The 24,648-nt window shown below is 71.2% G+C and carries 23 protein-coding genes, 1 tRNA gene and 1 pseudogene; 14 read left to right on the top strand and 11 right to left on the bottom strand.

Annotated features, from left to right (window positions below; translation table 11 throughout):
* Positions 1–35 precede the first annotated feature (35 nt).
* Genes FCI23_RS20610 through cobC form a run of 8 tightly spaced genes read left to right on the top strand, consistent with a single transcriptional unit; the run spans position 36 to position 9,765 of the window.
* Positions 36–2,042 carry a putative cobaltochelatase gene (locus FCI23_RS20610; protein WP_136725404.1) on the top strand — a complete coding sequence of 669 codons (2,007 nt, stop codon included), beginning with the start codon at positions 36–38 and terminating at the stop codon, positions 2,040–2,042.
* Positions 2,042–2,647, top strand: a complete 606-nt coding sequence (gene cobO / locus FCI23_RS20605; protein WP_136725403.1) for a cob(I)yrinic acid a,c-diamide adenosyltransferase — start codon at positions 2,042–2,044, stop codon at positions 2,645–2,647. Before FCI23_RS20610 ends, cobO begins: the two co-directional genes overlap by 1 nt.
* Entirely contained in the window at positions 2,641–4,242 is a 1,602-nt protein-coding gene (locus tag FCI23_RS20600; RefSeq protein ID WP_136725402.1) for a cobyrinate a,c-diamide synthase, read from the top strand. Before cobO ends, FCI23_RS20600 begins: the two co-directional genes overlap by 7 nt.
* Positions 4,239–4,973, top strand: a complete 735-nt coding sequence (gene cobI / locus FCI23_RS20595) for a precorrin-2 C(20)-methyltransferase (protein WP_136725401.1) — start codon at positions 4,239–4,241, stop codon at positions 4,971–4,973. The genes FCI23_RS20600 and cobI overlap by 4 nt, the downstream gene beginning before the upstream one ends.
* Positions 4,970–5,818: a precorrin-4 C(11)-methyltransferase gene (gene cobM / locus FCI23_RS20590; RefSeq protein ID WP_136725400.1), complete on the top strand. Its 849-nt coding sequence runs from the start codon at positions 4,970–4,972 to the stop codon at positions 5,816–5,818. Before cobI ends, cobM begins: the two co-directional genes overlap by 4 nt.
* Positions 5,815–7,785, top strand: a complete 1,971-nt coding sequence (gene cobJ / locus FCI23_RS20585) for a precorrin-3B C(17)-methyltransferase (protein WP_136725399.1) — start codon at positions 5,815–5,817, stop codon at positions 7,783–7,785. Before cobM ends, cobJ begins: the two co-directional genes overlap by 4 nt.
* Positions 7,782–8,696, top strand: a complete 915-nt coding sequence (locus tag FCI23_RS20580; RefSeq protein ID WP_136725398.1) for a sirohydrochlorin chelatase — start codon at positions 7,782–7,784, stop codon at positions 8,694–8,696. The genes cobJ and FCI23_RS20580 overlap by 4 nt, the downstream gene beginning before the upstream one ends.
* Positions 8,680–9,765 carry an Rv2231c family pyridoxal phosphate-dependent protein CobC gene (gene cobC, locus FCI23_RS20575; protein WP_136725397.1) on the top strand — a complete coding sequence of 362 codons (1,086 nt, stop codon included), beginning with the start codon at positions 8,680–8,682 and terminating at the stop codon, positions 9,763–9,765. Before FCI23_RS20580 ends, cobC begins: the two co-directional genes overlap by 17 nt.
* A 92-nt stretch (positions 9,766–9,857) precedes the next feature.
* On the opposite strand, the gene FCI23_RS20570 is transcribed toward cobC, so the two are convergent.
* The 3 genes from FCI23_RS20570 to FCI23_RS20560 all read right to left on the bottom strand — a co-directional run bounded on the left by FCI23_RS20570 (position 9,858) and on the right by FCI23_RS20560 (position 13,737).
* Positions 9,858–10,877: an SCO1860 family LAETG-anchored protein gene (locus FCI23_RS20570; protein WP_136725396.1), complete on the bottom strand. Its 1,020-nt coding sequence runs from the start codon at positions 10,875–10,877 to the stop codon at positions 9,858–9,860.
* 309 nt (positions 10,878–11,186) lie between these two features.
* Entirely contained in the window at positions 11,187–11,390 is a 204-nt protein-coding gene (locus FCI23_RS56510) for a hypothetical protein (protein WP_169316868.1), read from the bottom strand.
* Positions 11,391–12,654: 1,264 nt separating this feature from the next.
* Positions 12,655–13,737, bottom strand: coding sequence for an amidohydrolase family protein (locus FCI23_RS20560; RefSeq protein ID WP_136725395.1), 1,083 nt, complete (start codon positions 13,735–13,737; stop codon positions 12,655–12,657).
* 464 nt (positions 13,738–14,201) lie between these two features.
* Between FCI23_RS20560 and FCI23_RS20555 the strand changes: the two genes are divergently transcribed.
* Positions 14,202–14,795, top strand: coding sequence for a SigE family RNA polymerase sigma factor (locus FCI23_RS20555; RefSeq protein ID WP_136725394.1), 594 nt, complete (start codon positions 14,202–14,204; stop codon positions 14,793–14,795).
* Positions 14,795–15,691, top strand: a complete 897-nt coding sequence (locus FCI23_RS20550) for a hypothetical protein (protein ID WP_136725393.1) — start codon at positions 14,795–14,797, stop codon at positions 15,689–15,691. The genes FCI23_RS20555 and FCI23_RS20550 overlap by 1 nt, the downstream gene beginning before the upstream one ends.
* 38 nt (positions 15,692–15,729) lie before the next feature.
* Here the strand turns inward: FCI23_RS20550 and FCI23_RS20545 are convergent, their stop codons facing one another.
* Positions 15,730–16,518: an IclR family transcriptional regulator gene (locus tag FCI23_RS20545; RefSeq protein ID WP_136725392.1), complete on the bottom strand. Its 789-nt coding sequence runs from the start codon at positions 16,516–16,518 to the stop codon at positions 15,730–15,732.
* A gap of 116 nt (positions 16,519–16,634) precedes the next feature.
* Here FCI23_RS20545 and FCI23_RS20540 point away from each other — a divergent pair, with 116 nt between their 5' ends.
* Both FCI23_RS20540 and FCI23_RS20535 read left to right on the top strand, forming a co-directional pair.
* A complete protein-coding gene (locus FCI23_RS20540) occupies positions 16,635–18,164 on the top strand; it encodes an aldehyde dehydrogenase family protein (RefSeq protein WP_136725391.1) in 1,530 nt (509 codons plus the stop codon).
* Positions 18,165–18,238: 74 nt separating this feature from the next.
* Positions 18,239–18,312: transfer RNA gene (locus FCI23_RS20535), tRNA-Trp, on the top strand.
* A 5-nt stretch (positions 18,313–18,317) separates the two neighbouring features.
* Here the strand turns inward: FCI23_RS20535 and FCI23_RS20530 are convergent.
* A complete protein-coding gene (locus tag FCI23_RS20530) occupies positions 18,318–18,722 on the bottom strand; it encodes a VOC family protein (RefSeq protein ID WP_136725390.1) in 405 nt (134 codons plus the stop codon).
* 187 nt (positions 18,723–18,909) lie between these two features.
* Between FCI23_RS20530 and FCI23_RS20525 the strand changes: the two genes are divergently transcribed.
* Both FCI23_RS20525 and FCI23_RS20520 read left to right on the top strand, forming a co-directional pair.
* On the top strand, positions 18,910–19,497 hold the full coding sequence (locus FCI23_RS20525; protein ID WP_169316867.1) for an ArsR/SmtB family transcription factor: 588 nt from the start codon (positions 18,910–18,912) through the stop codon (positions 19,495–19,497).
* Positions 19,481–20,458 (top strand): MBL fold metallo-hydrolase, encoded by a 978-nt coding sequence (locus FCI23_RS20520; protein WP_246143863.1) that lies wholly within the window; start codon positions 19,481–19,483, stop codon positions 20,456–20,458. The genes FCI23_RS20525 and FCI23_RS20520 overlap by 17 nt, the downstream gene beginning before the upstream one ends.
* Positions 20,459–20,502: 44 nt before the next feature.
* Here the strand turns inward: FCI23_RS20520 and FCI23_RS20515 are convergent, their stop codons facing one another.
* From FCI23_RS20515 to FCI23_RS20490, 6 genes and pseudogenes are all read right to left on the bottom strand, one after another.
* Positions 20,503–20,691: a DUF397 domain-containing protein gene (locus tag FCI23_RS20515; RefSeq protein WP_136725387.1), complete on the bottom strand. Its 189-nt coding sequence runs from the start codon at positions 20,689–20,691 to the stop codon at positions 20,503–20,505.
* An 11-nt stretch (positions 20,692–20,702) separates the two neighbouring features.
* Positions 20,703–20,933 (bottom strand): Scr1 family TA system antitoxin-like transcriptional regulator, encoded by a 231-nt coding sequence (locus tag FCI23_RS20510; RefSeq protein WP_136725386.1) that lies wholly within the window; start codon positions 20,931–20,933, stop codon positions 20,703–20,705.
* Between the two features lie 135 nt (positions 20,934–21,068).
* Positions 21,069–21,398, bottom strand: a pseudogene (locus tag FCI23_RS20505) (alpha/beta fold hydrolase); the annotation flags it as partial.
* Positions 21,399–21,445: 47 nt separating this feature from the next.
* The gene (locus tag FCI23_RS20500) at positions 21,446–22,330 is read right to left on the bottom strand and encodes an alpha/beta fold hydrolase (protein ID WP_136725385.1); all 885 of its coding nucleotides are present in this window, start codon (positions 22,328–22,330) and stop codon (positions 21,446–21,448) included.
* A gap of 215 nt (positions 22,331–22,545) precedes the next feature.
* A complete protein-coding gene (locus tag FCI23_RS20495) occupies positions 22,546–24,126 on the bottom strand; it encodes a glycosyl hydrolase 53 family protein (protein ID WP_136725384.1) in 1,581 nt (526 codons plus the stop codon).
* 95 nt (positions 24,127–24,221) lie between these two features.
* Positions 24,222–24,647 carry a glycosyl hydrolase 53 family protein gene (locus tag FCI23_RS20490; protein ID WP_407646001.1) on the bottom strand — a complete coding sequence of 142 codons (426 nt, stop codon included), beginning with the start codon at positions 24,645–24,647 and terminating at the stop codon, positions 24,222–24,224.
* Position 24,648: the final 1 nt, after the last annotated feature.

Below are 24,648 nucleotides of genomic sequence, written 5' to 3'. Positions count from 1 at the left end.
GCACCGAGCCGCATCCATACGACCGAGGAGCCAGTGTGAGCACCCCGTATCCCTTCACCGCGATCGTCGGGATGCCCGATCTGCGGCTGGCGCTGCTGCTCAACGCACTCTCGCCCTCGATCGGCGGCGTCCTCGTTCGCGGCGAGAAGGGCACCGCCAAGTCCACGGCCGTACGGGCGCTTTCGACACTCATCCCCCAGGTCGAGGTCGTCCCCGGGTGCCGGTTCAGCTGCGACCCGGGGGCGCCGGACCCCGGGTGCCCGGACGGGCCGCATGAGCCCGGGACCGGGGCGGCGCGCCCGGCGCGGATGGTGGAGCTGCCGGTCGGCGCGTCCGAGGACCGCCTGGTAGGGGCGCTGGACATTGAGCGGGCGCTCTCCGAAGGAGTGAAGGCGTTCGAGCCGGGACTCCTCGCCGACGCCCACCGGGGCGTGCTGTACGTCGACGAGGTGAACCTGCTCCACGACCACTTGGTGGACCTGCTCCTGGACGCCGCTGCCATGGGGGCGTCGTACGTGGAGCGCGAAGGCGTCTCCGTACGGCACGCGTCGCGCTTTCTGCTCGTGGGGACCATGAATCCGGAGGAGGGCGAGCTACGGCCTCAGCTGCTCGACCGGTTCGGGCTGACGGTGGAGGTCGCGGCCTCGCGGGAGACGGACGAGCGCGTCGAGGTCGTACGCCGACGGCTTGCGTACGACGACGATCCGGCTGCCTTCGCCGCGCGCTGGGACGCCGAGGAGACCGCGCTGCGTGAGCGGATCGCCGCCGCCCGCGCCCTGTTGCCGTCGGTGCGGCTCGGCGACGGGCCGCTGCGGCAGATCGCGGCGACCTGCGCGGCGTTCGAGGTGGACGGCATGCGCGCGGACATCGTGATGGCCCGCGCCGCGACCGCGCTGGCGGCCTGGGCGGGACGCACGGAGGTCATCGCCGAGGACGTACGGCAGGCGGCGCTGCTGGCGTTGCCGCACCGCAGGCGCCGGAATCCGTTCGACGCGCCCGGTCTGGACGAGGACAAGCTGGACGAGACGCTGGAGCAGAACCGCGGCGAGGGCGAGGGCGAGGGCGGGGACGGGGACTCGGACCCCGATCCGGATGGCCCCGACGGCGGCGGGCAGCCGCCGCAGGACGGTCCGGACGACGACGGCCCGGACGTACCGGCGCCGCGAGAGGCGGACGAGGGCGACCGGACCGAGGCCGGCGCGGGCACCGGCGGCGAGCAGGCGGCCGCCCCGGCCGGGGAACCGTTCAAGACCAAGGCGCTGAGCGTGCCGGGGCTGGGCGAGGGCGCCTCGGGCCGGCGTTCACGGGCCCGTACGGAACACGGGCGGACGACCGGGGCCCGGCGGCCCCGGGGCGCGCTGACGAAACTGCACCTGGCGGCGACCGTGCAGGCGGCGGCCCCGCATCAGCACGCACGTGGGCGCAGCGGCCCGGGCCTCATCGTCAGGAAGGACGATCTGCGGCAGGCCGCCAGGGAGGGGAAGGAAGGCAATCTGGTCCTCTTCGTCGTCGACGCGTCCGGGTCCATGGCCGCGCGTCAGCGGATGAGCGCGGTCAAGGGCGCGGTGATGTCTCTGTTGCTGGACGCCTATCAGCGGCGCGACAAGGTGGGGCTGGTGACTTTCCGGGGCACCGGGGCCGAGCTCGTGCTGCCGCCGACGTCCTCGGTGGAGGCGGGCGCGGCAAGGCTGGAGAAGCTGCCGACGGGGGGCCGGACCCCCCTGGCGGCCGGGCTGCTGAAGGCTCGTGAGGTGTTGCGCGTGGAGCGGCTGCGTGACGCGGCGCGGCGCCCACTGCTCATCGTCGTCACGGACGGCCGGGCGACCGGCGGGCCGGAGCCGGTGGCACTCGCATCCCGCGCCGGGCGGCTGCTGGCAGCGGAGGGCACGGCGTCGGTGGTGGTGGACTGCGAGTCGGGACCGGTGCGGCTGGGGCTGGCGGGGGCGTTGGCGCGCGATCTGCAGGGCGCCGCGGTGACATTGGACGAGCTGCGCGCGGACAGCGTCGCGGCGCTGGTGCGAGATGTACGGAGGGCCGCGTAATGCCGCAGGGACAGCCGAGCGTCGTACCGGAGGACGGGCTGACGACGCGGCAGCGCCGCAACCGCCCGCTGGTCGTGGTGCACACGGGCATCGGGAAGGGCAAGTCGACGGCCGCGTTCGGGCTGGCGTTGCGCGCCTGGAACCAGGGCTGGCCGATCGGGGTGTTCCAGTTCGTCAAGTCGGCGAAGTGGAAGGTCGGCGAGGAGCGGGCGCTGCGGGTGCTCGGCGACTCGGGTGAGGGCGGGACCGTCGCCTGGCACAAGATGGGCGAGGGCTGGTCCTGGGTGCAGCGGAATGTCAGGGAGGCAGCGACCAGCGAGGAGGCGGCCCGCGAGGGCTGGGAGCAGGTCAAGCGGGACCTGGCGGCCGAGACGTACCGCCTCTACGTACTCGATGAGTTCGCGTATCCGATGCACTGGGGCTGGATCGACACCGACGAGGTGGTGTCCGTCCTGTGGGACCGTCCGGGGACGCAGCATGTGGTCATCACGGGGCGCAACGCGCCGGAGAAGCTGATCGAGGTGGCTGATCTCGTCACCGAGATGACGAAGATCAAGCACCCGATGGACGCGGGTCAGAAGGGCCAGAAGGGCATCGAGTGGTAACCGCCGACCCTGTCCCCCGGCTGGTCGTCGCCGCGCCGGCCTCCGGCAGCGGCAAGACCACCGTCGCCACCGGCCTGATGGCGGCCTGGAGCGAGGCCGGGCTCGCCGTGTCCCCGCACAAGGTCGGCCCGGACTACATCGACCCGGGGTACCACGCACTGGCGACACGCCGGCCGGGCCGCAATCTCGACGCATATATGTGCGGGCCGGAACTCATCGCCCCGCTCTTCCTCCACGGGGCGCGTGGCGCCGATATAGCGGTGGTCGAGGGCGTCATGGGCCTGTACGACGGGGCCGCCGGGCAGGGCGAGCTCGCGTCGACGGCACATGTGGCGAAGTTGCTGCGGGCGCCGGTGGTGCTGGTGGTCGACGCCTCGTCGCAGTCCCGCTCGGTGGCGGCGCTGGTGCACGGCTTCGCGTCCTGGGACCCTCAGGTGCGGGTCGCGGGCGTGATCTTGAACAAGGTCGGCTCGGACCGGCACGAGGAGTTGCTCCGGGAGGCGATGGAGGAGTCCGGGGTGCCGGTGCTCGGCGCGTTGCGGCGCGCGGACGATGTCGCGGCGCCGAGCAGGCACCTCGGGCTGGTGCCGGTCGCGGAGCGGCACGGCGACGCCGTCGCCTTGGTGGCGGCGTTGGCCGCGCGGGTGCGGGCTGGGTGCGATCTGGAGGGCCTGCTGGCCCTGGCGCGTAGTGCGCCGCCGCTTACGGCCACGCCCTGGGACCCGGCGACGGCGGTCGCCTGCGGCGGCCCTTCCCCCAGCCCCGCCCCTTCCCGAAACCGGGGCTCCGCCCCGGACCCCGGTGGACATGCGCGGGCCGGTGGCCAGGTTGTGCCCACCGGTTCCGCCTTGCGGAACGTTTGCCCACAACCGGGTGACAATCCAGCCCGTCCGGCGTTTGAGGACCGGGGTCCGGGGCGGAGCGCCAGCGGGGGGCCGGGGGCGCAGCCCCCGGTCTCGGGAAGGGGCGGGGTGGGGGAGAACGCCCGCCGCAGGCGGCCCGTCGTCGCGGTGGCGGGCGGGGCCGCGTTCACGTTCTCGTACGCGGAGCACGCCGAACTGCTGACGGCGGCCGGGGCGGAGGTCGTCACGTTCGACCCTCTGCGGGATGAATCCCTTCCGGAGCAGGCCGCGGGCCTGGTGATCGGCGGCGGCTTCCCCGAGGAGCACGCGGGCCGGCTGTCGGCGAACAAGCCGCTGCGCGAAGCGGTGGCGGAACTCGCCGCGTCCGGGGCACCGGTCGCCGCCGAGTGCGCGGGGCTGCTCTATCTGGCACGCGAACTGGACGGCCTGCCGATGTGCGGGGTGCTGGACGTGGAGGCGCGGATGTCGGAGCGGCTGACTCTCGGGTATCGCGAGGCGGTGGCGCTGTCGGACAGCGCGCTGGCGGCGGCCGGGACGCGGCTGCGCGGGCACGAGTTCCACCGGACGGTTGTTTCGCCGGGTGCGGGGGCTGCGCCCGCGTGGGGGCTGACCGAGCCGTCCCGGCGCGTCGAGGGTTTTGTTCAGGAGGGGGTGCACGCCTCGTATCTGCATGTGCACTGGGCGGCCGAGCCATCGCTCGCCCGGAGGTTCGTCGAGAGGTGTGGGACATGAGCGGCGGCAGTCGGCTGATCGGGGTCGGGGTAGGGCCCGGCGACCCGGAGTTGGTGACAGTGAAGGGCGTGAACGCGCTGCGGGCGGCGGACGTGGTGGTCGTACCCGTCATGGATACAGGTGAGCGCGGCCGTGCGGAGGCGACCGTGCTGCATTACGTGGACGCGGCGAAGGTCGTACGCGTCGTCTTCGCGCTCAACGAGCGCACCGACCGCCTTCGCCGTGAGTCGGCGTGGGACGCGGCGGGCGAACGGGTCGCGGAGCTGTTGCGGGCGCATGGCACGGTGGCGTTCGCGACGATCGGCGACCCGAATGTGTACTCCACCTTCACCTATCTCGCGCAGACCGTCGCCGGCCTGGTGGACGGCATGAGCGTCGACACCGTGCCCGGGATCACCGCGATGCAGGACCTGGCGGCGCGCAGCGGGTCAGTTCTGGCCGAGGGGACGGAGCCGCTGACGCTGGTCCCGGTGACCGCCGGCTCGGCGGTGTTGAAGCAGGCGCTGGAGGGGCCCGGCACGGTGGTGGCGTACAAGTTCGGGCGGCTGGCGGAGGAGGTCGCGACCGCGCTGCGCGAGACGGGGCGGACCGAGGGGGCGGTGTGGGGTTCGGCGCTGGGCCTGCCGGAGGAGTCGATCCGGCCGGCGGAGGAGTTGCTGGACGGGCCGCTGCCGTATTTGTCGACGCTGATCGCTCCGGCGGCGCGCGAGTCCCGGGGAGGGAAGCTGTGACTGCCACGAGCGGCAAGGTGACGTTCGTCGGGGCGGGCCCGGGCGCGGCGGATCTGCTGACGTTCCGCGCCGCCCGCGCCATCGCGGACGCGGATGTGGTGATCTGGGCGGCGAGCCTTGTGCAGGCCGAGGTCCTGGAGCACGCCCGGGAGGGGGCGGAGATCCTGGACTCGGCGACGATGTCGCTGGAGGACGTGCTCGTGGTGTACGAACGGGCGCGGCGCGAGGGGCTGAAGGTGGCCCGGATCCACTCCGGCGACCCGGCCCTGTGGGGCGGCACACAGGAGCAGCTCGACCGCCTCGCGCACATAGGCATCGCGGTCGAGGTCGTGCCGGGCGTGTCGGCGTTCTCGGCCGTCGCGGCGATCGTGCAGCGGGAGCTGACCATTCCGGAGGTCGCGCAGTCCGTGATCCTGACCCGGCTGGGCGGCGGCAAGACGCCGATGCCGCCCAGCGAGGAGGTACGGGAGTTCGCCCGGCACGGCACGACCATGGCGCTGTTCCTGTCGGCGGCCCGGTCCGGACAGCTCGCGGAGGAGCTGCTGGAGGGCGGCTACCCGGCTGACACGCCGGTCGTGATCGCGTACCAGGCGACCTGGCCGGAGGAGCTGGTGCTGCGCTGCACGATCGGCACCTTGGAGGAGACGGTCAAGGAGCACAAGCTCTGGAAACACACCCTCTTCCTTGTCGGGCCCGCTCTCTCTGCGGCCGGAACTCGGTCACACCTCTACCATCCGGGCCATTTCCACGGCTTCCGCCGGGCCGATCCCGCGGCCCGCAGGGCCCTGCGGGCCGCTGCTGCCGGCAAGGCCGGCGGTACCGAAACCAAAGGAGCACACCCTTGATCGGCCTGATAGCCGCCACCGCGGCGGGACGGCGCGGCTGTGAACGCCTGGCCGCCGCCTGGCCGGACCGAACGCGCGTCTACGACGCCCCGGTCGCACCGGCCCTGGAGCGCGCCTTCGCCGAGTGCGATCAGCTCGTGTGCTTCCTCGCCACGGGCGCCGTCGTGCGGCTCGTCGCGCCGCTGCTGCGCGGCAAGGACTCCGACCCCGGCATCGTGACCGTCGACGAGGCCCATCAGCACGCCGTGGCCCTGCTCGGCGGCCACGGCGGCGGCGCCAACACGCTGGCCCGTGCCGTCTGCGACGTACTCGGCGCCGCGCCGGTCATCACCACCGCGACCGACGCGGTGGGTACCCCGGGCCTCGACACGCTCGGCTTCCCGGCCGAAGGCGCGCTCGCCGTCGTCGGCCGCGCCATCCTCGACGGCGAGCGGGTCGCGCTGCGCACGGACGCGGTGTGGCCGCTGCCTGCGCTGCCGGCGAACGTGTCGGCCGAGGCGGGTCCGGCACGGCTGGCCGTCCCGGCAGGGCGGGACACGGCCGGCACCACCGACAGCGCGATGGCGAAGACGGGTTCGGCACCGCCGGACTCCGCCGTCCCGCGAATCGGCGTCGCGGCGGACTCGGGGGCGGCCGGCCGTGGGGACCGCCAGGTCGGGCCCGGGGCCGGCTCGGCGCCCCTGGCGGCGGAGGAGAGCGCGGGCGGCCCTCAGGGCGGCGGCGATGCCGGTGACGGCAGGTTCACGCTGTGGGTGACCGACCGGGTCGTGCCCCTGGACGCGCGCACCGCCGTGTTGCGGCCGCCGTCGCTGGTGGTCGGCGTCGGCGGCAGCCGGGGAGTTTCGGCCGACGAGGTGCTGGCGCTGATCAGGCAGTCGCTCGCGGACGCCGGGCTGGCGGCCGGGTCCGTGGCGGTGCTGGCGACTGTCGACGCCAAGGCGGACGAGGCCGGGATCGTCGAGGCCGCTGAACGGCTCGGCGTGCCGCTGGCGACGTACGGGGCAGCGGAGCTCGCCGCGATCGAGGTGCCGAATCCGTCGGCCGCACCACTCGCCGCTGTCGGCACGCCGTCGGTCGCCGAGGCGGCCGCTCTCGCGGCGTCCGCGTCGGGCTGCGGACTCCTCGTGCCCAAGCGGAAGTCCGCGATGGCGACCGCGGCAGTCGCCCGGCGCGGCCCTCGCGGCAGGCTGGCGGTCGTGGGGCTGGGCCCGGGGGCACGCGATCTGCTGACCCCGCGTGCCAGGGAGGAGCTGCGCCGGGCGTCGGTGATCGTCGGCCTGGACCAGTACGTCGACCAGATCCGTGATCTGCTGCGCCCGGGGACCCGGGTGCTGGAGTCAGGGCTCGGCGCGGAAGAGGAGCGGGCCCGCAGCGCCGTGGCGGAGGCCCAGGAGGGCCACGCGGTCGCGTTGATCGGCAGCGGCGACGCGGGGGTCTACGCGATGGCGTCCCCGGCCCTCGCCGAGGCGGGCACCGACATCGACGTGGTCGGGGTGCCCGGAGTGACGGCGGCGCTCGCCGCAGCCGCGGTGCTCGGGGCACCGCTCGGCCACGACCATGTGTCGATCAGCCTGTCCGATCTGCACACGCCGTGGGGGGTCATCGAACGCCGGGTGCGGGCCGCCGCCGAGGCCGATCTGGTCGTCACGTTCTACAACCCGCGCAGCCGCGGCCGGGACTGGCAGCTGCCCAAGGCTCTCGGCATCCTCGGCGAGCACCGTGCGCCCACCACGCCCGTCGGCATCGTGCACGCGGCGTCCCGCCCCGACGAGCGCAGCGCGGTGACCACCCTGGCCGCGCTCGATGTGAGAGCCGTCGACATGGTCACCGTCGTCACCGTCGGCAACACCGCCACCCGCGAGGTGGCGGGCCGGATGGTCACCCCGCGCGGCTACCGGTGGCAGGCACAGCCCCAAGGCACCCAGAACACCGCAGCGACCGAGAACACCAAGGAGAACGACCAGTGACCCCGCCCGCACTCCTCCTCGTAGGCCATGGCACAAGGGACGAGGCCGGAGCCGAAGCGTTCCGGGCGTTCGTCCGGCAGCTCGGCGAGCAGAATCCGGGACTGCCGGTGGGCGGCGGCTTCATCGAGCTGTCTCCGCCGCCGTTGGCCGACGCCGTGCGGGAGCTGGCGGGAAAGGGCGTACGGAGCTTCGCCGCCGTGCCGCTGGTCCTCGTGTCGGCGGGGCATGCCAAGGGCGACATCCCCGCGGCGCTCGCCCGTGAGGAACAGCGCCACCCGGGCACGTCGTATGCGTACGGGCGGCCGTTGGGCCCCCACCCGGCGCTGCTGACGGTGTTGGAGCGCCGCCTGGACGAGCAGGTCTCGCTGGAGGAGCGGGGGGAGACCACCGTGCTGCTTGTCGGGCGCGGGTCCACCGACCCGGACGCCAACGCCGAGGTGTGCAAGGTGGCGCGGCTGCTGTGGGAGGGCCGTGGTTACGCGGGCGTGGAGCCGGCCTTCGTGTCGCTGGCCGCGCCCGACGTGCCGTCAGGGCTCGACCGGTGTGCCAAGCTCGGCGCCAGGCGGGTCGTCGTACTGCCTTACTTCCTGTTCACCGGGATCCTTCCGGACCGGGTACGGCAGCAGGCGGAGGGCTGGGCCGCGGCGCACCCGGAGGTCGACGTGCGGCAGGCGGACGTCATCGGCCCGGAGCCGGAGCTCGCCGAGCTGGTGATGGAGCGGTACCGGGAAACCCTCAAGGGCGACCTGCGGATGAACTGCGACAGTTGCATGTACCGCGTCAAGCTCCCCGGCTTCGAGGACCGTGTCGGTCAGCCGCAGCAGCCGCACCACCACCCCGAGGACTCCTCGGGCGGCCACGGCTCCGGCCACCACCACGACCACCACGGCGGCCATGCCCATTCCCACTGAGAACACTGAGAACACGGAGAGCGCCGAGAGCGCCACGGACGACGGCTATGACCTGCGGCACCACGGGGACGCCGAGGTCGGTGACGGGCTCACGGACTTGGCCGTCAATGTCCGTACCGGCACTCCCCCGCCGTGGCTGAAGGAGCGTGTCATCGCGTCCCTGGACGGTCTGGCCGCCTACCCGGACGGGCGGGCGGCACGACACGCCGTGGCCGTACGACATGGTCGCCCTAGTGACGAAATACTGCTGACCTCGGGCGCGGCGGAGGCCTTCGTCCTGCTTGCCCGGGCGTTCGCACCGCGCCGCGCGGTCGTGGTGCACCCGCAGTTCACCGAGCCCGAGGCGGCCCTGCGGGACGCGGGCCACCCGGTGGAGCGGGTAGTGCTGGACGCTGCCGACGGCTTCCGGCTCGAAGCCTCCGCGGTCCCCGAGGACGCGGATTTCGTGGTGCTGGGCAACCCCACCAATCCCACGTCCGTGCTGCACCCCGCAGCCGGCATCGCCGGGCTCGCCCGCCCGGGCCGGACCCTGGTCGTGGACGAGGCCTTCATGGACGCCGTACCCGGCGAGCGCGAGTCGCTGGCCGGATGCCGTGATCTGCCAGGGCTGGTCGTCCTGCGCAGTCTCACCAAGACCTGGGGCCTGGCCGGGCTCAGGATCGGCTACGTACTCGCCGACCGGGGGCGGATCGCCGGCCTGGCGCGGTGCCAGCCGCTGTGGCCGGTGTCCACGCCGGCGCTGGCGGCAGCGGTGGCCTGCAGTGAGCCCGCCGCGCTTGCCGAGGCGGAGCGCGCGGCGGCCGCCGTCGCCGAGGACCGGGCATATCTGACCGCCCGGCTGGGCGAGTTCGCGGAGGTCACGGTGGCAGGCCCGGCCCGCGGCCCGTTCCTCCTCATCCGGCTGGCCGGTGCCGCCGAGGTCCGTGAGCGGTTGCGCGGGCTCGGCTTCGCGGTCCGCCGAGCGGACACCTTCCCGGGGCTCGGCCCGGACTGGCTGCGGCTGGCCGTCCGCGACGGACGGACCACCGACCGGTTCGTGGTGGCCCTCGCCAAGGCCCTCACCGGCTGAGCGCGGCAGATGTGGAGGGCGGCGCCGGACACTGTCGCCACCCTCCACGCTCTCCCCCCGGCCCCTGGCCCCCCCGGGGCCACCCGGGTCCGTCAGGCCCGGGCGTCCTCAGCCGCCGCCTTGCGGCGACGGACGGCGTAGAGCACTCCGGCACCGACCACGACCAGGGCGCCTGCCCCGGCGGCGAGGAAGGGAGTGCTGGAACCGGCACCGGTCTCGGCGAGGCCCTGGGCCGCGGCCCCGGAACCGGTCCTGGTCCCGGTCCCGACCTTTGTGTCAGCCTCGCCGTCCGCCTTCGCGGCGGTCGGGGTCGGTGCGCCGTCGGCGGGTGCACCGGCAGAACCGCTGGCGGGCTCACTGCTGGGGGCACCGCTGGGATCACCTGCGGACGAGGAAGTACCGCCGCCCTTGGGTGACTCGCAGCTCGCCTTGGCCAGCGTCATCCGACCGGCGACCTCCGCGACGTTCAGATTCAGCGGTTTGACCCTGACGTCCAGCTCAAGCGCCGTCGCCGCCGCGGTACGGGAGGTGGTCTCCGCCTTGGACAGATGGAGCCGCACCTCCCCCACCCCCGGCACCGTGACATTCGTCGGACCGCCGGCCGTCACCGTGACCTTCTTGCCGAGGACCACCACGTCCCCGAGCAGATTGGACGCCGCCGTCGGTCGCTTGCCCGCCTCACACGTCGCCTCCGACGTCACCGCGCGCAGCTTTATCAGCCCGAGCAGTGGCAGCCCCGGCACATGCACCTGCGCCCGTACCAGATTCACGTAGCCCTCGGCCTTGTGCTTGTCCACGGTTGCCCGCGCCGTGGCGACCTCTGCCCGCAGGACGTTGAAGGGCGTGCCGTGGTCCACCCCGTCCAGCTTCGCGGTCAACGCGGTCTTTTCGGCGCTGGCCGGCGCCTGCACCTCATTGAGCGAGAGGTTCAGTGGCACACCGGCCGTCTTGTCGAGCAGCGAGACGTCGAGTCCCGTCCGCAGGACGGCGGCCGACGCCCTGCCCTCGCCCGTTCCTCCCTCCGCCGGTCCGCCGGTCGCCTGGGCGGGCGCCGCGGCGAGCAGCAGGGCGGCCGCGGCTGCGGTGACAGCCGCCGAACGGCGTGCGGGCATGCTGAAGGTAGCGCTGTACAAAATGGGAACCCCCCACGAATGGCATGGCAGTACGAATGGTCAAGGGCCACCGGCGCCACTGAAGTAACAGCGCGCTCGTCGGCAACTCCGACCCCGCAATATTTACGCACCGGGAGTGAATGCGCCGCCGCCTGGCGTCAGTTCACTCCAATGGGTGGTTTCCGCCGTTACGTTCGAATTCGTTCGCACCTTTCAGTACGCCCGTTCCCGCCTGTGGCCCGAGCAACAGGTCAAAGTGGCGCACGCGGTCACAGACAACGACCGACGTGCGCCGCGCGTCACGCCGCGTCAACCCGGATCGACGCCCGCGTCCTCCTTGGCGTAGGTGAGCAGCGCCGCGAAGTCGATCGCACCCGGATCCCCATGGGAGTTGTGGCACAGCAAGCCGTTCGCGATATAGGTGCGGGTGGATGTGGAGATCGATGCGATCGGCTGCTCCCCGATGTGTTCCAGCCCGAGGACGACCACGTCGCCGGTCGTCCTGCCGACCATCGCGCCCTCCCACGTACGCTCCGCCGCCGGGAGAAGCCACTGGGGCCGCCCGGACTGCTCGGGCAATAGAATCCCCGTCGAGCGGCACGACCCCCGGTCGAGGACCGCCCCGCCCACCTGGCCGGCGTCGGCCCATGAGCCGTCCTGTCCCCCGGCGAAGGCGTGGCCGTCGGCATCCGGAGCGCCGGCCGGCCGACGATGCCGGTGTCCTCCAGCCCCCAGGGCCTGCCGATGCTGATGATCCGGTGATCGAGCGGGACCAGATCCCTGCTCACGACCCAGGCGGTCCGGGACCCCCGGTTCGCAAACGGAATTCGCACCAGCCACGGATGATCGGCCGTGGCCACCACCTCACCGCCGGCCGTCCCGACCCGGTACGAGTCCTTCAGCCCCGGATCGTTGCGTGTCACCACTCCACGGCGGTACCTGCGTCCGCCGTTGGTGCTGCCCACCGCGATCGTCTCCTCGTCGAAGGAAACGATCTCTTCTCCCACTCGGAGATCAGCGGCAGGAACCCAGGTGAGATCGGCTCGCAGGATGGGTGTGTCCGGATGCACACAGTTCTCCGGCACATGCTGATGCCCGCAGATCCCCTTGAAGGCGTTCCACGCCTTTCCCGACATCCGCTGCCCGTTCCTGCTCCCGGCCGACTCCGGATACGGCAGCCACGCCTTGGGCCCGCTCAATGGCACCCCGTGCTCCTGCTGCATCCACGCCAGATAACGCGCCACCTCGCGCAGCGCCCACTCCGGCGCCTGGGGCCAGTAGATGTGCGGCGCGTCGCCCCACTCGGCGTGCGTCTTCGGATCACACGTGCCGACCAGCTCCACCTGGCACACGTTGAGCGTGTTCGTCTCCACCCCGCCCGGCCTGTTGGCCAGGGCTCTGGACGAGATGTCGATGTCGAAGTGCTGATACCAGACCAGCTTCCGTGCGTCGAGGTCCGGAAGCGCCGTCAGATTCGGCGCGACGCTCCCACCTCCGTACGACGGCACCGTCCGGCCCTCCGTCGTGTGCAGGACGACGGTGTTACCTCCATCACGTCCCCGCCGTAGTCGTCCTGGTACCAGTACTTCCTCGAAGCACCCGGATACTTCTGCGGACCCTGACCGACCATGCTTGCCCCCGAGGCGAGCTGCCGCAGCCCCCGGCCGTCCTCCGGGCCGGAGGCTCTGACACCTCATTGAACGGAATATCCCGTTCCGCTGATAGCCCGACGGCGCACAGTTCACCCGATCGGCGCAAGCGCACGTGAGGGGGCGCGTCAGCCCACTACCTGCCCCCGCAGCACAACGCGCTTCGGGGCGGCCAGCACCCGCACGTCTGCGCGCGGGTCCTCCCCGTACACGACCAGGTCCGCCGGAGCGCCTTCCGTAAGCCCCTCCCGGCCGAGCCACTCGCGCGCTCCCCAGGTGGAGGCGGAGAGGGCGTCGAGGGCCGGGATGCCGGCCAGGATCAGCTCGGCGACCTCATCGGCGATGAGGCCGTGGGCGAGGGAGCCACCGGCGTCGGTGCCGGCGTAGATGGCGATGCCGGCGTCGTAGGCGGACCGGACGGTGTCGTAACGGCGGGCGTGGAGGCGGAGCATATGGGCGGCCCAGCGGGGGTACTTGGCTTCGCCCGGGGCGGCGAGGGCGGGGAAGGTGGCGATGTTGACCAGGGTGGGGACGATGGCGACGCCATGGGCGGCGAAGAGCGGGATGGTGTCCTCGGTGAGGCCGGTGGCATGCTCGACGCAGTCGATGCCGGCCTCGACAAGGTCGGGAAGGGAGTCCTCGGCGAAGCAGTGGGCGGTGACGCGGGCGCCCTCGGAATGGGCGGCGGCGATGGCGGCCTCGACGGCACCGCGCGGCCAGCACGCGGTGAGGTCACCGGCCTCGCGGTCGATCCAGTCGCCGACGAGTTTGACCCAGCCGTCGCCGCGGCGGGCCTCCTGCGTCACGTAGGCGACGAGGTCCTCGGGCTCGACCTCCCAGGCGAAATTGCGGATGTAGCGGCGGGTACGGGCGATGTGACGGCCGGCCCGGATGATGCGGGGCAGGTCCTCGCGGTCGTCGACCCAGCGGGTGTCGGACGGGGAGCCGGCGTCGCGGAGGAGCAGGGTCCCGGCGTCGCGGTCGGTGAGGGCCTGCTTCTCCGAGACGGCGGCGTCGACCGGACCGTCGACCCCGAGGCCCACATGGCAGTGGGCGTCAACGAGGCCGGGCAGTACCCAGCCGTCCGTCGTGCGGAGGTCGCGAGCCGTGGCGGGGCGGTCGTAGGTGATGCGGCCGTCGACGACCCACAGCTCGTCCCGGACGTCCTCGGGCCCGACGAGCACTCGGCCCCTGATGTGCAGATCAGCCATATGTGCACTGTACGAGGCAGTGAACAGCCACGGCCCGCACACCCCCCCTCATCGCCGGCGCCCCCTCACCGCCGGCACCGTGCGCAACTCTCTCACCGTCCGCACCGTCCGCACCGAGATCGAACAGCGGATGGGCGCCCTGCCGCGGTCCCGGGTGCGGTGTGCGTAATAGCCGCCCGTGGCGGGGCCGTTGACCGGGGCCGGAGCACTGGCCCGGCCACGGGTGGCGGGGGTGGGACACGGAGGGGCCAACCTGCGAGTCCCACAGACTGGTTGCCCCCGCTGGTCGCGGGAAGGCTGCCGCGAGATCCAGATTTTCGGGCCGCCCCGTCGGGGCCCGGACCAGTGGTGTTATTTGTTCAGTTTTGATCCCTGTGACCTCGAACAGCCGCCCCCACACTGCTACGCTCACGCACCAATTCGCGAACGCGGCGGCGCACAGCGAGGCAAGGGGAGAGGTCATCGTGGGCACAGCCATAGACACCGCGGCTGCCGCCGAGTTCCACGAGTTCTTCGAACGGCACTATGCCGAACTGGCCCGGCTGGCCTACCTTCTGACCGGCGATTCGGACGCGGCCGACGACCTGGCCGCGGACGCGCTGGTCGCGATGTGGCACCAGTGGGACCGAGTGAGAGCCGCCGACCATCCAGCCGCGTACGCCCGTGGAGTGGTGGCCAACCTGGCCCGTACGCGCATACGAAGCATGGTGCGGGAGCGTCGCAGAGTCGCGTTGTTCTGGTCGCAGCGCAGTGAGCGGACCGATGATCCCGATGTGCCGGCGGTGCTCGATGTACGGGAGGCGCTGCGACGGCTGCCGTTCCGCAAGCGCGCCTGCGTGGTGCTGCGGCACGCGTTCGATCTGTCGGAGCGGGAGACCGCCGCGACGCTCGGGATATCGGTCGGTACCGTGAAGAGCCAGACCTCGCGCGGGATCGCCGAGCTTGAGCGGCTGTTGGGCGGTTCCGATGCCGTACGGGATCTGGGCGCACCCCGCGGACGGCGCAGCGGCGGCAGCGAGACGGCGGCAGCCGCCGGACATGCGGGACGGAGGAACTGATGGGCGACCCTTACAACAACGACGAGCGGCGTCCGGAGGTGCTCAGCGACCTGCGGACCCAGCTGCGGGAGGCGGCGGACTCGCACCGGCCGGACCGGGAGCGCATGCTGAGGCGGGTCGAGCACGGCATGGCCGCGCCCCGCCCGGCGGCCCGGGGCGGCTGGCTCGGCCGGGGCGGCCACCGGTCGCCGATCGGACCGGCACCGTGGGCGCGGGTGGTCGGGGTGACCGCCGGGCTGGTGAGCGCTTTCGCCGTGGGCGGGCTGGCAGTGGGGCTGACCACGGACGGCAAGGACCACGGCGGCCAGTCGGTGGTGACCTCCCCAGGTCCGGCGGCGCCGCCGGACCTGTCGATGCCGACCCGGTCACCGACCCACAAGCCGGTGACCTCCTCACCCGGCACGGGCGGCACGACGAACCCCGCTCCCGGCATGGTGCATACGCCGACCGGCAATCCGTCGGCCGGGGCCTCCTCCTCGGCCTCGCCGGACACACGCCGCGGCAACCACCCGCGGGACGGCTACCTGTGGTCGGACGGCTTGGTGGCCAAGAACAGCAACACCTTCTGGGCGGAGAGCGATGTCACGGTCAAGAACGAGAAGCCGCTGACCACGCTCACCGTCGAGCTGCGGATCGCCCTGACCGGTTCGGTTGCCAGCACCGGTTCGTGGTCGACGCTCGCGGCGGACAACTACACGGTGACCATCACCGAGGACAACGGTGCGCTGGTCTACCGCTGGACGCTCAAGAGCGGCAAGACACTCGCCGCCGGGACGTACACCTTCGCGGGGCAGTACAACCACGCGAAGGGCGTCCGGGACGCGGGCGGCGATCTGTACGCGGCGCGGGGTGGCGGCACGGGTGGCGCGGTCGAGGTCCGCGGCGACTTCTTCTGACCCCCAGGCCGGTGGGCAGGCCGGAAGGTACACGGAAGCTACAGCCGACGGGTCGCCAGGGTCAGGCGGTCCCGGGCGTCCAGGAGGGCGTCCTTGATCAGCTGTTCGTGCGCCGGGGTCAGCCGGGCGACCGGCACGGAGCAGCTGATGGCGTCGCGGGCCGGCGTGCGGTAAGGGATGGCGACGCCGAAGCAGCGCAGGCCGAGGGTGTTCTCCTCGCGGTCGACGGCGTATCCCTGCTCACGGACCTGCTCCAGCTCGGCGATGAGCTTCTCGCGGTCGGTGTGGGTGTGCTCGGTCAGCGCGTCGAGGGTCTCGGGGAGCAGCTTCCGCACTTGCTCGTCGCTGTAGGTCGCCAGCAGAGCCTTGCCCAGGGAGGTGGAGTGGGCGGGCAGGCGGCGGCCGACGCGGGTGAAGGGCCGCAGGTAGTGCTGGGACTGGCGGGTCGCCAGGTAGACGACGTTGGTGCCGTCGAGGCGGGCGAGGTGGATGGTCTCGGTGGTGTCGTCCGAGAGCCGGTCGAGCGTGGGGCGGGCGGCGGCGACGACCTCGTCGCCGTCGATGTAGGAGGTGCCGACGAGGAGAGCCCGTACGCCGATGCCGTAGCGTGTGCCAGTGGCGTCGGTCTCGATCCAGCCCAGTTCGACGAGCGTGCGAAGCAGCATGTAAAGGCTGGACTTCGGATAGCCGACCGCCTCCTGTACGGCGGCGAGGCTGTGCATGCCGGGGCTTCCCGCGAAGAACTCCAGCAGCTCCACCGTCCGGACCGCGGACTTGACCTGTGACCCGCCAGGTCCGCCAGGTCCTCCGCCCTCGCCAGCAGCCATAGCGGGACCCCTCTTGTTCGGCCGGGATCCCCCAACGTAGGCTCCCGAGCAGATTCATATTCACACATGCAGATGTTGTTCAGCATATCGAACGGCACAACCTGGAGGTACCCGCGGTGGCTGTACCAGTCTGGAGCGTCGACCCTCGCACGGGGAAGCAGCGGGAGCAGGTGGCGACGGAGGCCACGGCCGAGGAGGTCGACACCGCCGTCCGCGCCGCCGCGGCGACCATCCCGGCGCTCGCCGACCGCGCCGTACGCGCCCGTCTGCTGCGTACCGCCGCCGATCTGCTGGAAGAGGCCGGACCGCAGGTGCTGGAGGCGGCCGACGCGGAAACCGCACTCGGCCCGGGACGGCTCACCGGCGAACTCGGGCGCACCACGTACCAGTTGCGGGCGTTCGCCGACAGCATCGACGAGGGCGCGTTCCTCGACGTGATCATCGACCACGCCGATACCTCACTGGCCCCGCCCCGGCCGGATCTACGGCGCTACAAGATCCCGCTGGGCGTCGTCGCGGTCTACTCGGCCAGCAACTTCCCGCTCGCCTTCTCCGTCCCCGGCGGCGACACCGCGAGCGCGCTGGCGGCCGGCAACCCGGTCGTCGTCAAGGCCCACCCCGACCACCCGGCCACCTCCGAACTCGCCGCCAACGCGCTGCGCCGGGCGGCGGTCCAGGTCGGGCTGCCGGCGGATGTCGTCTCCGTCGTCCACGGCTTCCAGGCCGGCATCGACCTGATCAAGCACCCGCTTGTCTCCGCCGCCGGCTTCACCGGCTCGGTCCGGGGCGGCCGGGCGCTGTTCGACGCCGCAGCCGCCCGCCCCGCCCCCATCCCCTTCTACGGCGAGCTGGGCTCCCTCAATCCCGTCGTCATCACCGAGGCCGCCGCCGAGGAGCGCGCCGAGCAGATCGGCGCGGGCCTGGCGGGGTCCGCGACGCTCGGCGTCGGGCAGTTCTGCGTCAAGCCCGGCCTGGTCCTCGCCCCCGTCGGCGAGGCCGGTGACCGGCTCCTGAAGTCCCTCACCACGGCCGTCGCCGAGACGGGGGAAGGCGTGCTCCTCGACCACCGCATGCGCGACGCCTTCATCGCCGGCGTACGGGAACGAGCCGCGCTCCCCGACGTCGAGGCCCCGGTCACCCCCGGCGAGGGCGGCGAGCACTCGGTGCGCGCCGGATTCCTCACGGTCCCGGCCGCCCGGCTCACCGAGGACGGGCCGCACGAGCTGCTCCTTGAGGAATGCTTCGGCCCGGTGACCGTCGTCGCCCGCTACGAGGACGACGCCGAGGCCGCCGCCGTCCTCTCCCGCCTCCCCGGCAACCTCACCGCCACCCTCCAGCTCTCCTCCGCCGAGGCCTCCGGCGAAGAGGGGCGCGGCACCGAACTGCTGGCCTCCCTCACCCCCCTCGCCGGCCGCGTCGTCGTCAACGGCTGGCCCACCGGCGTCGCCGTCGCCCCGGCCCAGCACCACGGTGGGCCCTACCCGGCGACCACGACGACGTCCACCTCGGTCGGCGGCACCGCCATCGAGCGCTGGCTCCGCCCCGTCGTCTACCAGGACGCACCGCCGGCGCTCCTGCCGGCCGAGCTCCGCGACGACAACCCGCTGGGGCTGCCGCGCCGGGTGGACGGCGTCCGCGAGGCCTGACGGCCGTGGCCCGGCCAGGGCCGGAAAATCCTGTTGCGTCCGCCCTCCCGGTGCCGGGAGGGCGGACGCAACAAAGGGGCGTAGCTCAGCCGGCCAGAGCAGCGGATTCCAAACCCGCACGTCGCAGCTTCGAATCCTGCCGCCCTTGCTCACTCACCGCGCCGGACGTGTGGCCTCGTGGCCGCCGTAGGGGCGGGTGATGATCTCCATGCCGTGGCCGGCCGGATCCATGAAGTACAGCCCGCGCCCGCCATCGTTGTGGTTGATCTCGCCGGGCTGCTTCCGGTACGGATCGGCGTAGAAGGTGATCTCCGCCTGCTGGATCTGCCCGAACGCCGCGTCGAACTCTTCCTCGGAGACGAGGAAGGCGTAGTGCTGCATGGTGATCGACTCGGCGGGGACGGTGGCGAAGTCCAGCGTGACGCCGTTGCTGGTGGCGACAGGAATGAACGGGCCCCACTCGGTCCCGACCTCAAGGCCCAGGATGTTCGCCAGGAACTCGGCGGATTCCCGGTTGTTCCGGGCGTGCACGATGGTGTGATTCAGCTCGACTGACATGTGAATGCCTCCGCAAGGCATCTCACGGCCACCTCCATGCCTCACCCGGCCGGTGACCGACACGCGATGCCGCACCCATAATCCTATAGCTCGGGCGCGTGGCCGACGTGCGGAAGACCTGACGGCCCGGCCCCGAAAAGCCAAAGAGGTCGTTGACATCTCCATATCCCAAAGTACTCTTTGGGATATGGAGATCGGCGACCCCAAAGCCATCAAGGCCCTGGCGCACCCCCTGCGGCTCGACCTCATCGAACTGCTGGGCGCAATCAGCCCGGCAACAGCCGCACGGTGCGGACGGATCCTTGACGTCTCGCAGGCAAGCTGCTCATTCCACCTTCGTCAGCTCGCCAGATACGGGTTCGTAGAAGACGCCGGTCAAGGCCGCGACCGCCGCGAGCGGTTGTGGCGGCTGACGGACCGGCGTCTTCGCCTGCCCTCGGCCCAGAACCTGGACCCGATCGTGACCCAGCAGCTCGGCCAGGTCCTCGCCAAGCGCGAGACCGAGCGGGTCCTCGCATACCTCGAGCACAGGCCCAGCGAGCCCGCCGAGTGGCAGCAGGCAGACCTTCTTACGACAGCGACTCTCCCGCTGTCCGCCGCCGACCTCGCCGACATCAAGGCGCAGTGGCGCGAGACCCTCGCGCCCTACCTGGCCAAGACGGAGGCGAACGACGCCCAGCTCCAGCACGGCCAACGCTATGTCCGGTTCTTTCTGGCGGCATCGCCGCTGCCCGACCTCGACCTGGGGGACAGTCAAGTTGAAACCGATACATGACAGCCTGATCGACTTCGTGGACGGCGCACCGGTGTCCGGCTCCCTCGACGTCCGCTGGATCCACGGCTCACCTTCGAAGCGGCGCAACAGCGATCCGAAAATCCAGGTCCACGCCTACGACGCGCACACCTTCATCCTGCGTCAGAGCAAGACCACGAGCTTCGAGGCGCCGTTCCTCTTCCTGCTGTTCGGCAACGAGCGGGCCCTGCTGCTGGACACCGGCGCGATCGCGGATCCGGAGCTGTTCCCACTACGGGAGACCGTCGACACGATCCTGGCCCAGTGGCTCGCCCAGCACCCGCGCCCTGACTACGAGCTCGTCGTCGCGCACACCCACGGGCACGGCGACCATGTCGCCGCAGACGGGCAGTTCGCCGACCGCCCGGCCACCCGGGTGGTGACCAGGGACGCCGATGCCGTCCGGGCATTCTTCGGCTTCGACGCCTGGGCGCAGGAGACGGTCCGATTCGACCTCGGCGGACGGATCCTGGAGGTGATCGGCTCCCCCGGACACCACGCGGCGGCGATCACCGTCTACGACCCGTGGACCGGGTTCCTGCTGACCGGTGACACGGTCCTCCCGGGCCGGCTCTACGTCCGCGACTTCGCCGCGTTCACCGCCACTCTGGGCACGCTGGTCGAGTTCGCCCAGTCCCGGCCGGTGACCCACGTACTGGGCTGCCACATCGAGATGACCCGCCGACCCGGCCGCGATTTCCCGTTCGGCGCCACCTACCAGCCGGACGAAGTGCCACTTCAAATGACGGTGGTCCAGCTGACAGCGATCCGTGACGCCGCCGAATCCGTCGCCAGCCGACCCGGCGTCCACAAGTTCGACGACTTCATCATCTTCAACGGCCCCTGCACCAGCGCCCTCCCCAAGCTGTTCGCCCGCGCGCTGACCAACAGGCTTCGCCTGAGCCTTGCCGCCCTCAATCGCCGGAATCGGCAGGGCCGCTGATCCCGCCGCCTCTTGGGGTCCCGTGTCGGAGGAGGCGTCCAGCATCACCGCAAGTCGTCGAACTCCCCCGCCTTGACGGCCAATATCAGGGCCTTCAGCCGGTACTGACTGGTGTTGACCACCACACCGGGGTCGTCGCTCTCCCGGAGCCGGATCGCTCCATCGACCGCGGCCAGCTCCACGCACTCGCCGTGGGAGAAGGAGGACTTCTGCCATGCGATCGGTGACGTCATCGGTGACCCCTTCACAGTTGCTGCGTGATCCTGCGGATGAAATCTCGCGACTTGACCTCGCTCAGCGCCGTGCCCTCCATTGCGCTGAAGAGGGCACGGTACTCACGGAGTTGAGGCTCCGCGTCCAGGAAGGTCATCCCGTGAGCGGCGTCGATCTGTACGGTATCGAGCTGCTGGACGGGGTCGTGTCCCACGACGTGGTGTAGGGGATCAAGCGCTGCGCGTTCCGGTTCGAGGCTCATGACGATCTCCGTGGAGGCGGCAGTCCGCGAAGCCTCCCGCTGAAGCGGGTTGAAGACCCGATCCGGCGGAGCCACCGTCCCCGACCTGTGGATTCCGGTGCCTTAATCCCCTACACCACCCGGCGGGACGCCATCCGCGTGTCCCCAGTCGCCGCCCTGCGTGCCATAGCGGTGGTAGCCCAGGCGTCGGATCAACTCGGCCCAGGCCCGCGCGACACGGTGCACGTCCCAGCCCGGTTCCCGGGTCGGCCCGGACAATCCGTATCCCGGAATGGAAGGGATCACGAGGTGAAAGGCGTCAGTCGGATCGCCACCGTGTGCCCGGGGATCTGTCAGGGGCCCGATGACGTCAAGGAACTCCACGATGGATCCGGGCCACCCGTGTGTCACCAGCAACGGCAGCGCATCGGCATTGGCACGGAGAAGGCCCGGACCGTTTGACGTTCCGGGCCTGTGTGCCGTGGCGCAGACTCCGACCGCTTGGCGGTCAGGGGCTGCGCAGCCGCCCTGCCTTAACTTGCTTTGCGGGCGTTGGCGTCGATCTCCGCGATGATCTCCGCCCGTACGGCTCGGGGCAGGTCGTGTCCCATGGCGGGGACCTCAAGAAGGGTGGAATCCGGGACGGCGTCGCGGGTAGCCCTTCCGCCGCTGATATTGATCAGCGAGTCCTCACCGCCGTGGACGACCAGAGTGGGGACATTCACGTTGCGCAGATCCTTGGTTCGGTCGGGCGCCGCGAGAATCGCGGCCAACTGACGCTTTCCGCCTTCCGGGTAGAACATACGGTCATAGGATTCCGTGGCCAGATTGAGCCGGTATTTCCGCTCCGCCGCCTCATGCGTCCGCGAACCGATGATCCGCATCACATTGGCGATATGCGGAATCGCCTTGTCACGCTCGGGGGGCGTCGGGAGGGAAACGGCGATGGCCGCTTCCAGGGTAGGAAGTCCGACGAAAGGAGCGCCCGTGGTGCTCATGATCGAACACAGGCTCAGCACCTTTTCGGCGTGGTGGATCGCGATGGTCTGGGCGATCATTCCGCCCATCGACGCGCCGACGATGTGTGCCTCTTGGATCCCCAGGTGCGCCAGCACCCCTACGGAGTCATCGGCCATGTCGGTCAGCTGATACGCCGCTGCCTTGGCTCTCTGACCGGCTTCCAGCAAGTCGTACGGCCTGCCCTCGATCTTGTCCGACAAGCCGCAATCACGGTTGTCGAACCGGATCACCCGGAAGCCACGGCTACCGAGTTCGTCGACGAAATCCTGAGGCCAGGCGATCAGCTGAGAACTCAGCCCCATGATGAGCAGCAGCGGCTCGCCGGACGGGTCACCATCGTCCTGGAAGTAGATTCTGATCCCGTTGACGGTTGCGTAGTCACCAAGCTGTACAGGCATGCGCGCCAATCCTCTCTCCACTGTTTGTGGGTCGACGTTCATTGAAGGTCGACGAACCAACAGTAGGCATGAAAGGACCGGATAGCTCGCCGAAACTCTGTATGTTCAGCGATCAATTCGGGTGAAATTCCGCGCCGAATGCCGGTGAATCCGGCGCATATCCCGAGGCAGCCTGCCCGGCGAGCGCGGCGCCGGGCAGGTGTCGGGGCCCGCGCCTACCGGTGGCTGAACCAGCGCATCGCGGGCAGGGCCTTGTCGTCGTAGTCGAAGAGCGCCTGGTTCTCCCAGGCGTCACCGGAGGAGGGGTCGGCAGGGTCCCAGCCGTTGCCGGTGACGGCGGTCCAGGTGGGCTCCCAGTAGAAGAGGCCCAGACCACGGCTGTCGGGGACGGCCTCGATGACGTTCATGATGTCGCGCAGGTTCGCCGCCTGGCCGGCGGGGGTGGCCGGGTAGCCGGCGACGAGCTGGGAGGAGGTCGCGATGTTGTTCTCCAGCGCGTCGTCGTTGTCCAAGGTGAAGGCGTAGGCGGTCTCGGCTACGAAGACGGGCTTGCTGTAGCGCGAGGCTACGTCGTCCAGGGTGGTCTGGAGGTCGTTGAGGGGACCGTGCCAGTAGCCGTAGTAGGACAAGCCGATGATGTCGAAGGGGACGCCGTACGAGACGACGTTGTCGAAGAACCAGCGGGCGCCGGAGTCGTCGCCGCCCTGTGCGAGGTGCAGGACGACCTGGGTGGAGCGGCTGACCGCCTTGGCCCCGTCGGCGCCGGACTTGAGGAGGGCGGCGAGGCCGGGCCAGTTGTCGTAGCGGCCGTCGGGCCAGAGGATGCCGCCGTTGATCTCATTGCCGATCTGAACCATGTCGGCCTTGGTGCCCTGTGCTTTGAGGGCGTGCAGGACGTCGTACGTGTGGTTGTAGACGTCCGCCTTCAGCTGCGCGAAGGAGTCCGAGGCCCAGGCGGCGGGCTTGTTCTGCTTGCCGGGATCGGCCCATGCGTCGGAGTAGTGGAAGTCGATCAGCAGGCCCATGCCGAGGCGCTTGATGCGCTTGGCCATGGTGAGCACGCGGGCCTTGTTGTTGTAGCCGTCGGCCGGGTCGACCCACACCTTGAGGCGGGCATAGTTCATCCCGGCGGAGCGCAGGATGGTCAGCGCGTCGGCGGCGATGCCGCCCGGGTAGCGGTAGACACCGCCGTAGTCCTCGCTCTTCTTGAGGGTCGACACGTCGGCGCCCCTGATGGCGAGGCCCGTCGAGCCGGGGGTAAGGGTCACATCGTCGACATTGATCCAGTTACCCGCGTTGGCGTCGGAGACGATGCTGACGGTGCACTGGTGATTGGTCACCCTGACGGAGGTGACGAGCCGGATCCACGCGCCGTTGGGGGTGGGCGGCAGATCGGTGCGCTGCTCAGCTCGGCCGGTGTTCTTCAGGGCGAGGTAGGCGGAGTTCTGGCCGCCGCTGGAACGGACCCAGGCGGTGAGGGTGTAATCCCCGTTCGCCAGGCCGGAGAGGTGCTGGTACGTCTCGACCCGGTAGGCGGCGGCCGACCAGTGGCTGAGCCGGTACGAGCCGGAGTGGCCGCCGGGCTCGGTGTACGAGGCGTCGCTCTGGCCTGCGGCGTTGTTGGTGCTCCAGCCGGCGGGGGTGGCCGCGCCGGTGCCGTCGGCCTCGAAGTCGCCGTTGATGAGGGTGCTGGTGTCGGCCGCCTGGGCGGATTGCGTGGGCAGTGAGGCCACCCCGGCGGCTATCAGCGGTACCGCGAGAGAGCGGGTCAGGATGGTGCGTCTTGAGTGGAACATCGTCGTTGTCCAGCTCCATTCGACAGCGGGATTGGTGGTGGGCCGGGCGGCGCCGCGTCCCTGTGCTCGGCGGCGCCAGCCGGACCGGAGAGGCCTCAGCGGTGGCTGAACCAGGTCATCGCGGGGAGGGCCTTGTCGTCGTAGTCGAAGAGCGCCTGGTTCTCCCAGGCGTCACCGGAGTTGGCGTCGGTCGGGTCCCAGCCGTTGCCGGTCACGGTGGTCCAGGTCGGCTCCCGGTAGATCTCGACCTTGTAGGCGGAGGACGAGTAGTGGCTGAGCCGGTACGAGCCGGAGTGGCCGCCTGATTCGGTGTACGAGGCGCTGTTCTGCCCGGCGGCGGAGTAGGTGGACAAGCCGGTGGGGGTGGCGGTTCCGGCGCCGTTGGACTCGAAGCCGCCGTTAGTGAGTGTGCTGGCCGCGTGCGCGGACTGCAGGGGGGCGGCGGTGAGGCCGACGGCCGCGATCACGGGGAGCAGGAGGGTGCGGGCCGTGGCCCGGATGGTGCGTCTCGGTCGGAACATC

The sequence above is a fragment of the Actinacidiphila oryziradicis genome (genome assembly GCF_005047355.1).
In the GTDB taxonomy this organism is placed as follows: Bacteria; Actinomycetota; Actinomycetes; order Streptomycetales; family Streptomycetaceae; genus Actinacidiphila; species Actinacidiphila oryziradicis.
This window is presented reverse-complemented; position numbering and strand designations above follow the sequence as displayed.

What these genes read in the sequence shown, in the direction of transcription:
- FCI23_RS20500 (WP_136725385.1), bottom strand. Translation starts at nt 22,330, where the DNA reads ATGCCTGTACAGCTTGGTGACTACGCAACCGTCAACGGGATCAGAATC.
- FCI23_RS20570 (WP_136725396.1), bottom strand. Translation starts at nt 10,877, where the DNA reads ATGCCCGCACGCCGTTCGGCGGCTGTCACCGCAGCCGCGGCCGCCCTG.
- FCI23_RS20495 (WP_136725384.1), bottom strand. Translation starts at nt 24,126, where the DNA reads ATGTTCCACTCAAGACGCACCATCCTGACCCGCTCTCTCGCGGTACCG.
- FCI23_RS56510 (WP_169316868.1), bottom strand. Translation starts at nt 11,390, where the DNA reads ATGGTCGGCAGGACGACCGGCGACGTGGTCGTCCTCGGGCTGGAACAC.
- FCI23_RS20490 (WP_407646001.1), bottom strand. Translation starts at nt 24,647, where the DNA reads ATGTTCCGACCGAGACGCACCATCCGGGCCACGGCCCGCACCCTCCTG.
- cobO (WP_136725403.1), top strand. Translation starts at nt 2,042, where the DNA reads ATGCCGCAGGGACAGCCGAGCGTCGTACCGGAGGACGGGCTGACGACG.
- cobI (WP_136725401.1), top strand. Translation starts at nt 4,239, where the DNA reads ATGAGCGGCGGCAGTCGGCTGATCGGGGTCGGGGTAGGGCCCGGCGAC.
- FCI23_RS20525 (WP_169316867.1), top strand. Translation starts at nt 18,910, where the DNA reads ATGGAGATCGGCGACCCCAAAGCCATCAAGGCCCTGGCGCACCCCCTG.
- FCI23_RS20550 (WP_136725393.1), top strand. Translation starts at nt 14,795, where the DNA reads ATGGGCGACCCTTACAACAACGACGAGCGGCGTCCGGAGGTGCTCAGC.
- cobC (WP_136725397.1), top strand. Translation starts at nt 8,680, where the DNA reads ATGCCCATTCCCACTGAGAACACTGAGAACACGGAGAGCGCCGAGAGC.
- FCI23_RS20530 (WP_136725390.1), bottom strand. Translation starts at nt 18,722, where the DNA reads ATGTCAGTCGAGCTGAATCACACCATCGTGCACGCCCGGAACAACCGG.
- FCI23_RS20510 (WP_136725386.1), bottom strand. Translation starts at nt 20,933, where the DNA reads ATGAGCCTCGAACCGGAACGCGCAGCGCTTGATCCCCTACACCACGTC.
- FCI23_RS20515 (WP_136725387.1), bottom strand. Translation starts at nt 20,691, where the DNA reads ATGACGTCACCGATCGCATGGCAGAAGTCCTCCTTCTCCCACGGCGAG.
- FCI23_RS20545 (WP_136725392.1), bottom strand. Translation starts at nt 16,518, where the DNA reads ATGGCTGCTGGCGAGGGCGGAGGACCTGGCGGACCTGGCGGGTCACAG.
- FCI23_RS20560 (WP_136725395.1), bottom strand. Translation starts at nt 13,737, where the DNA reads ATGGCTGATCTGCACATCAGGGGCCGAGTGCTCGTCGGGCCCGAGGAC.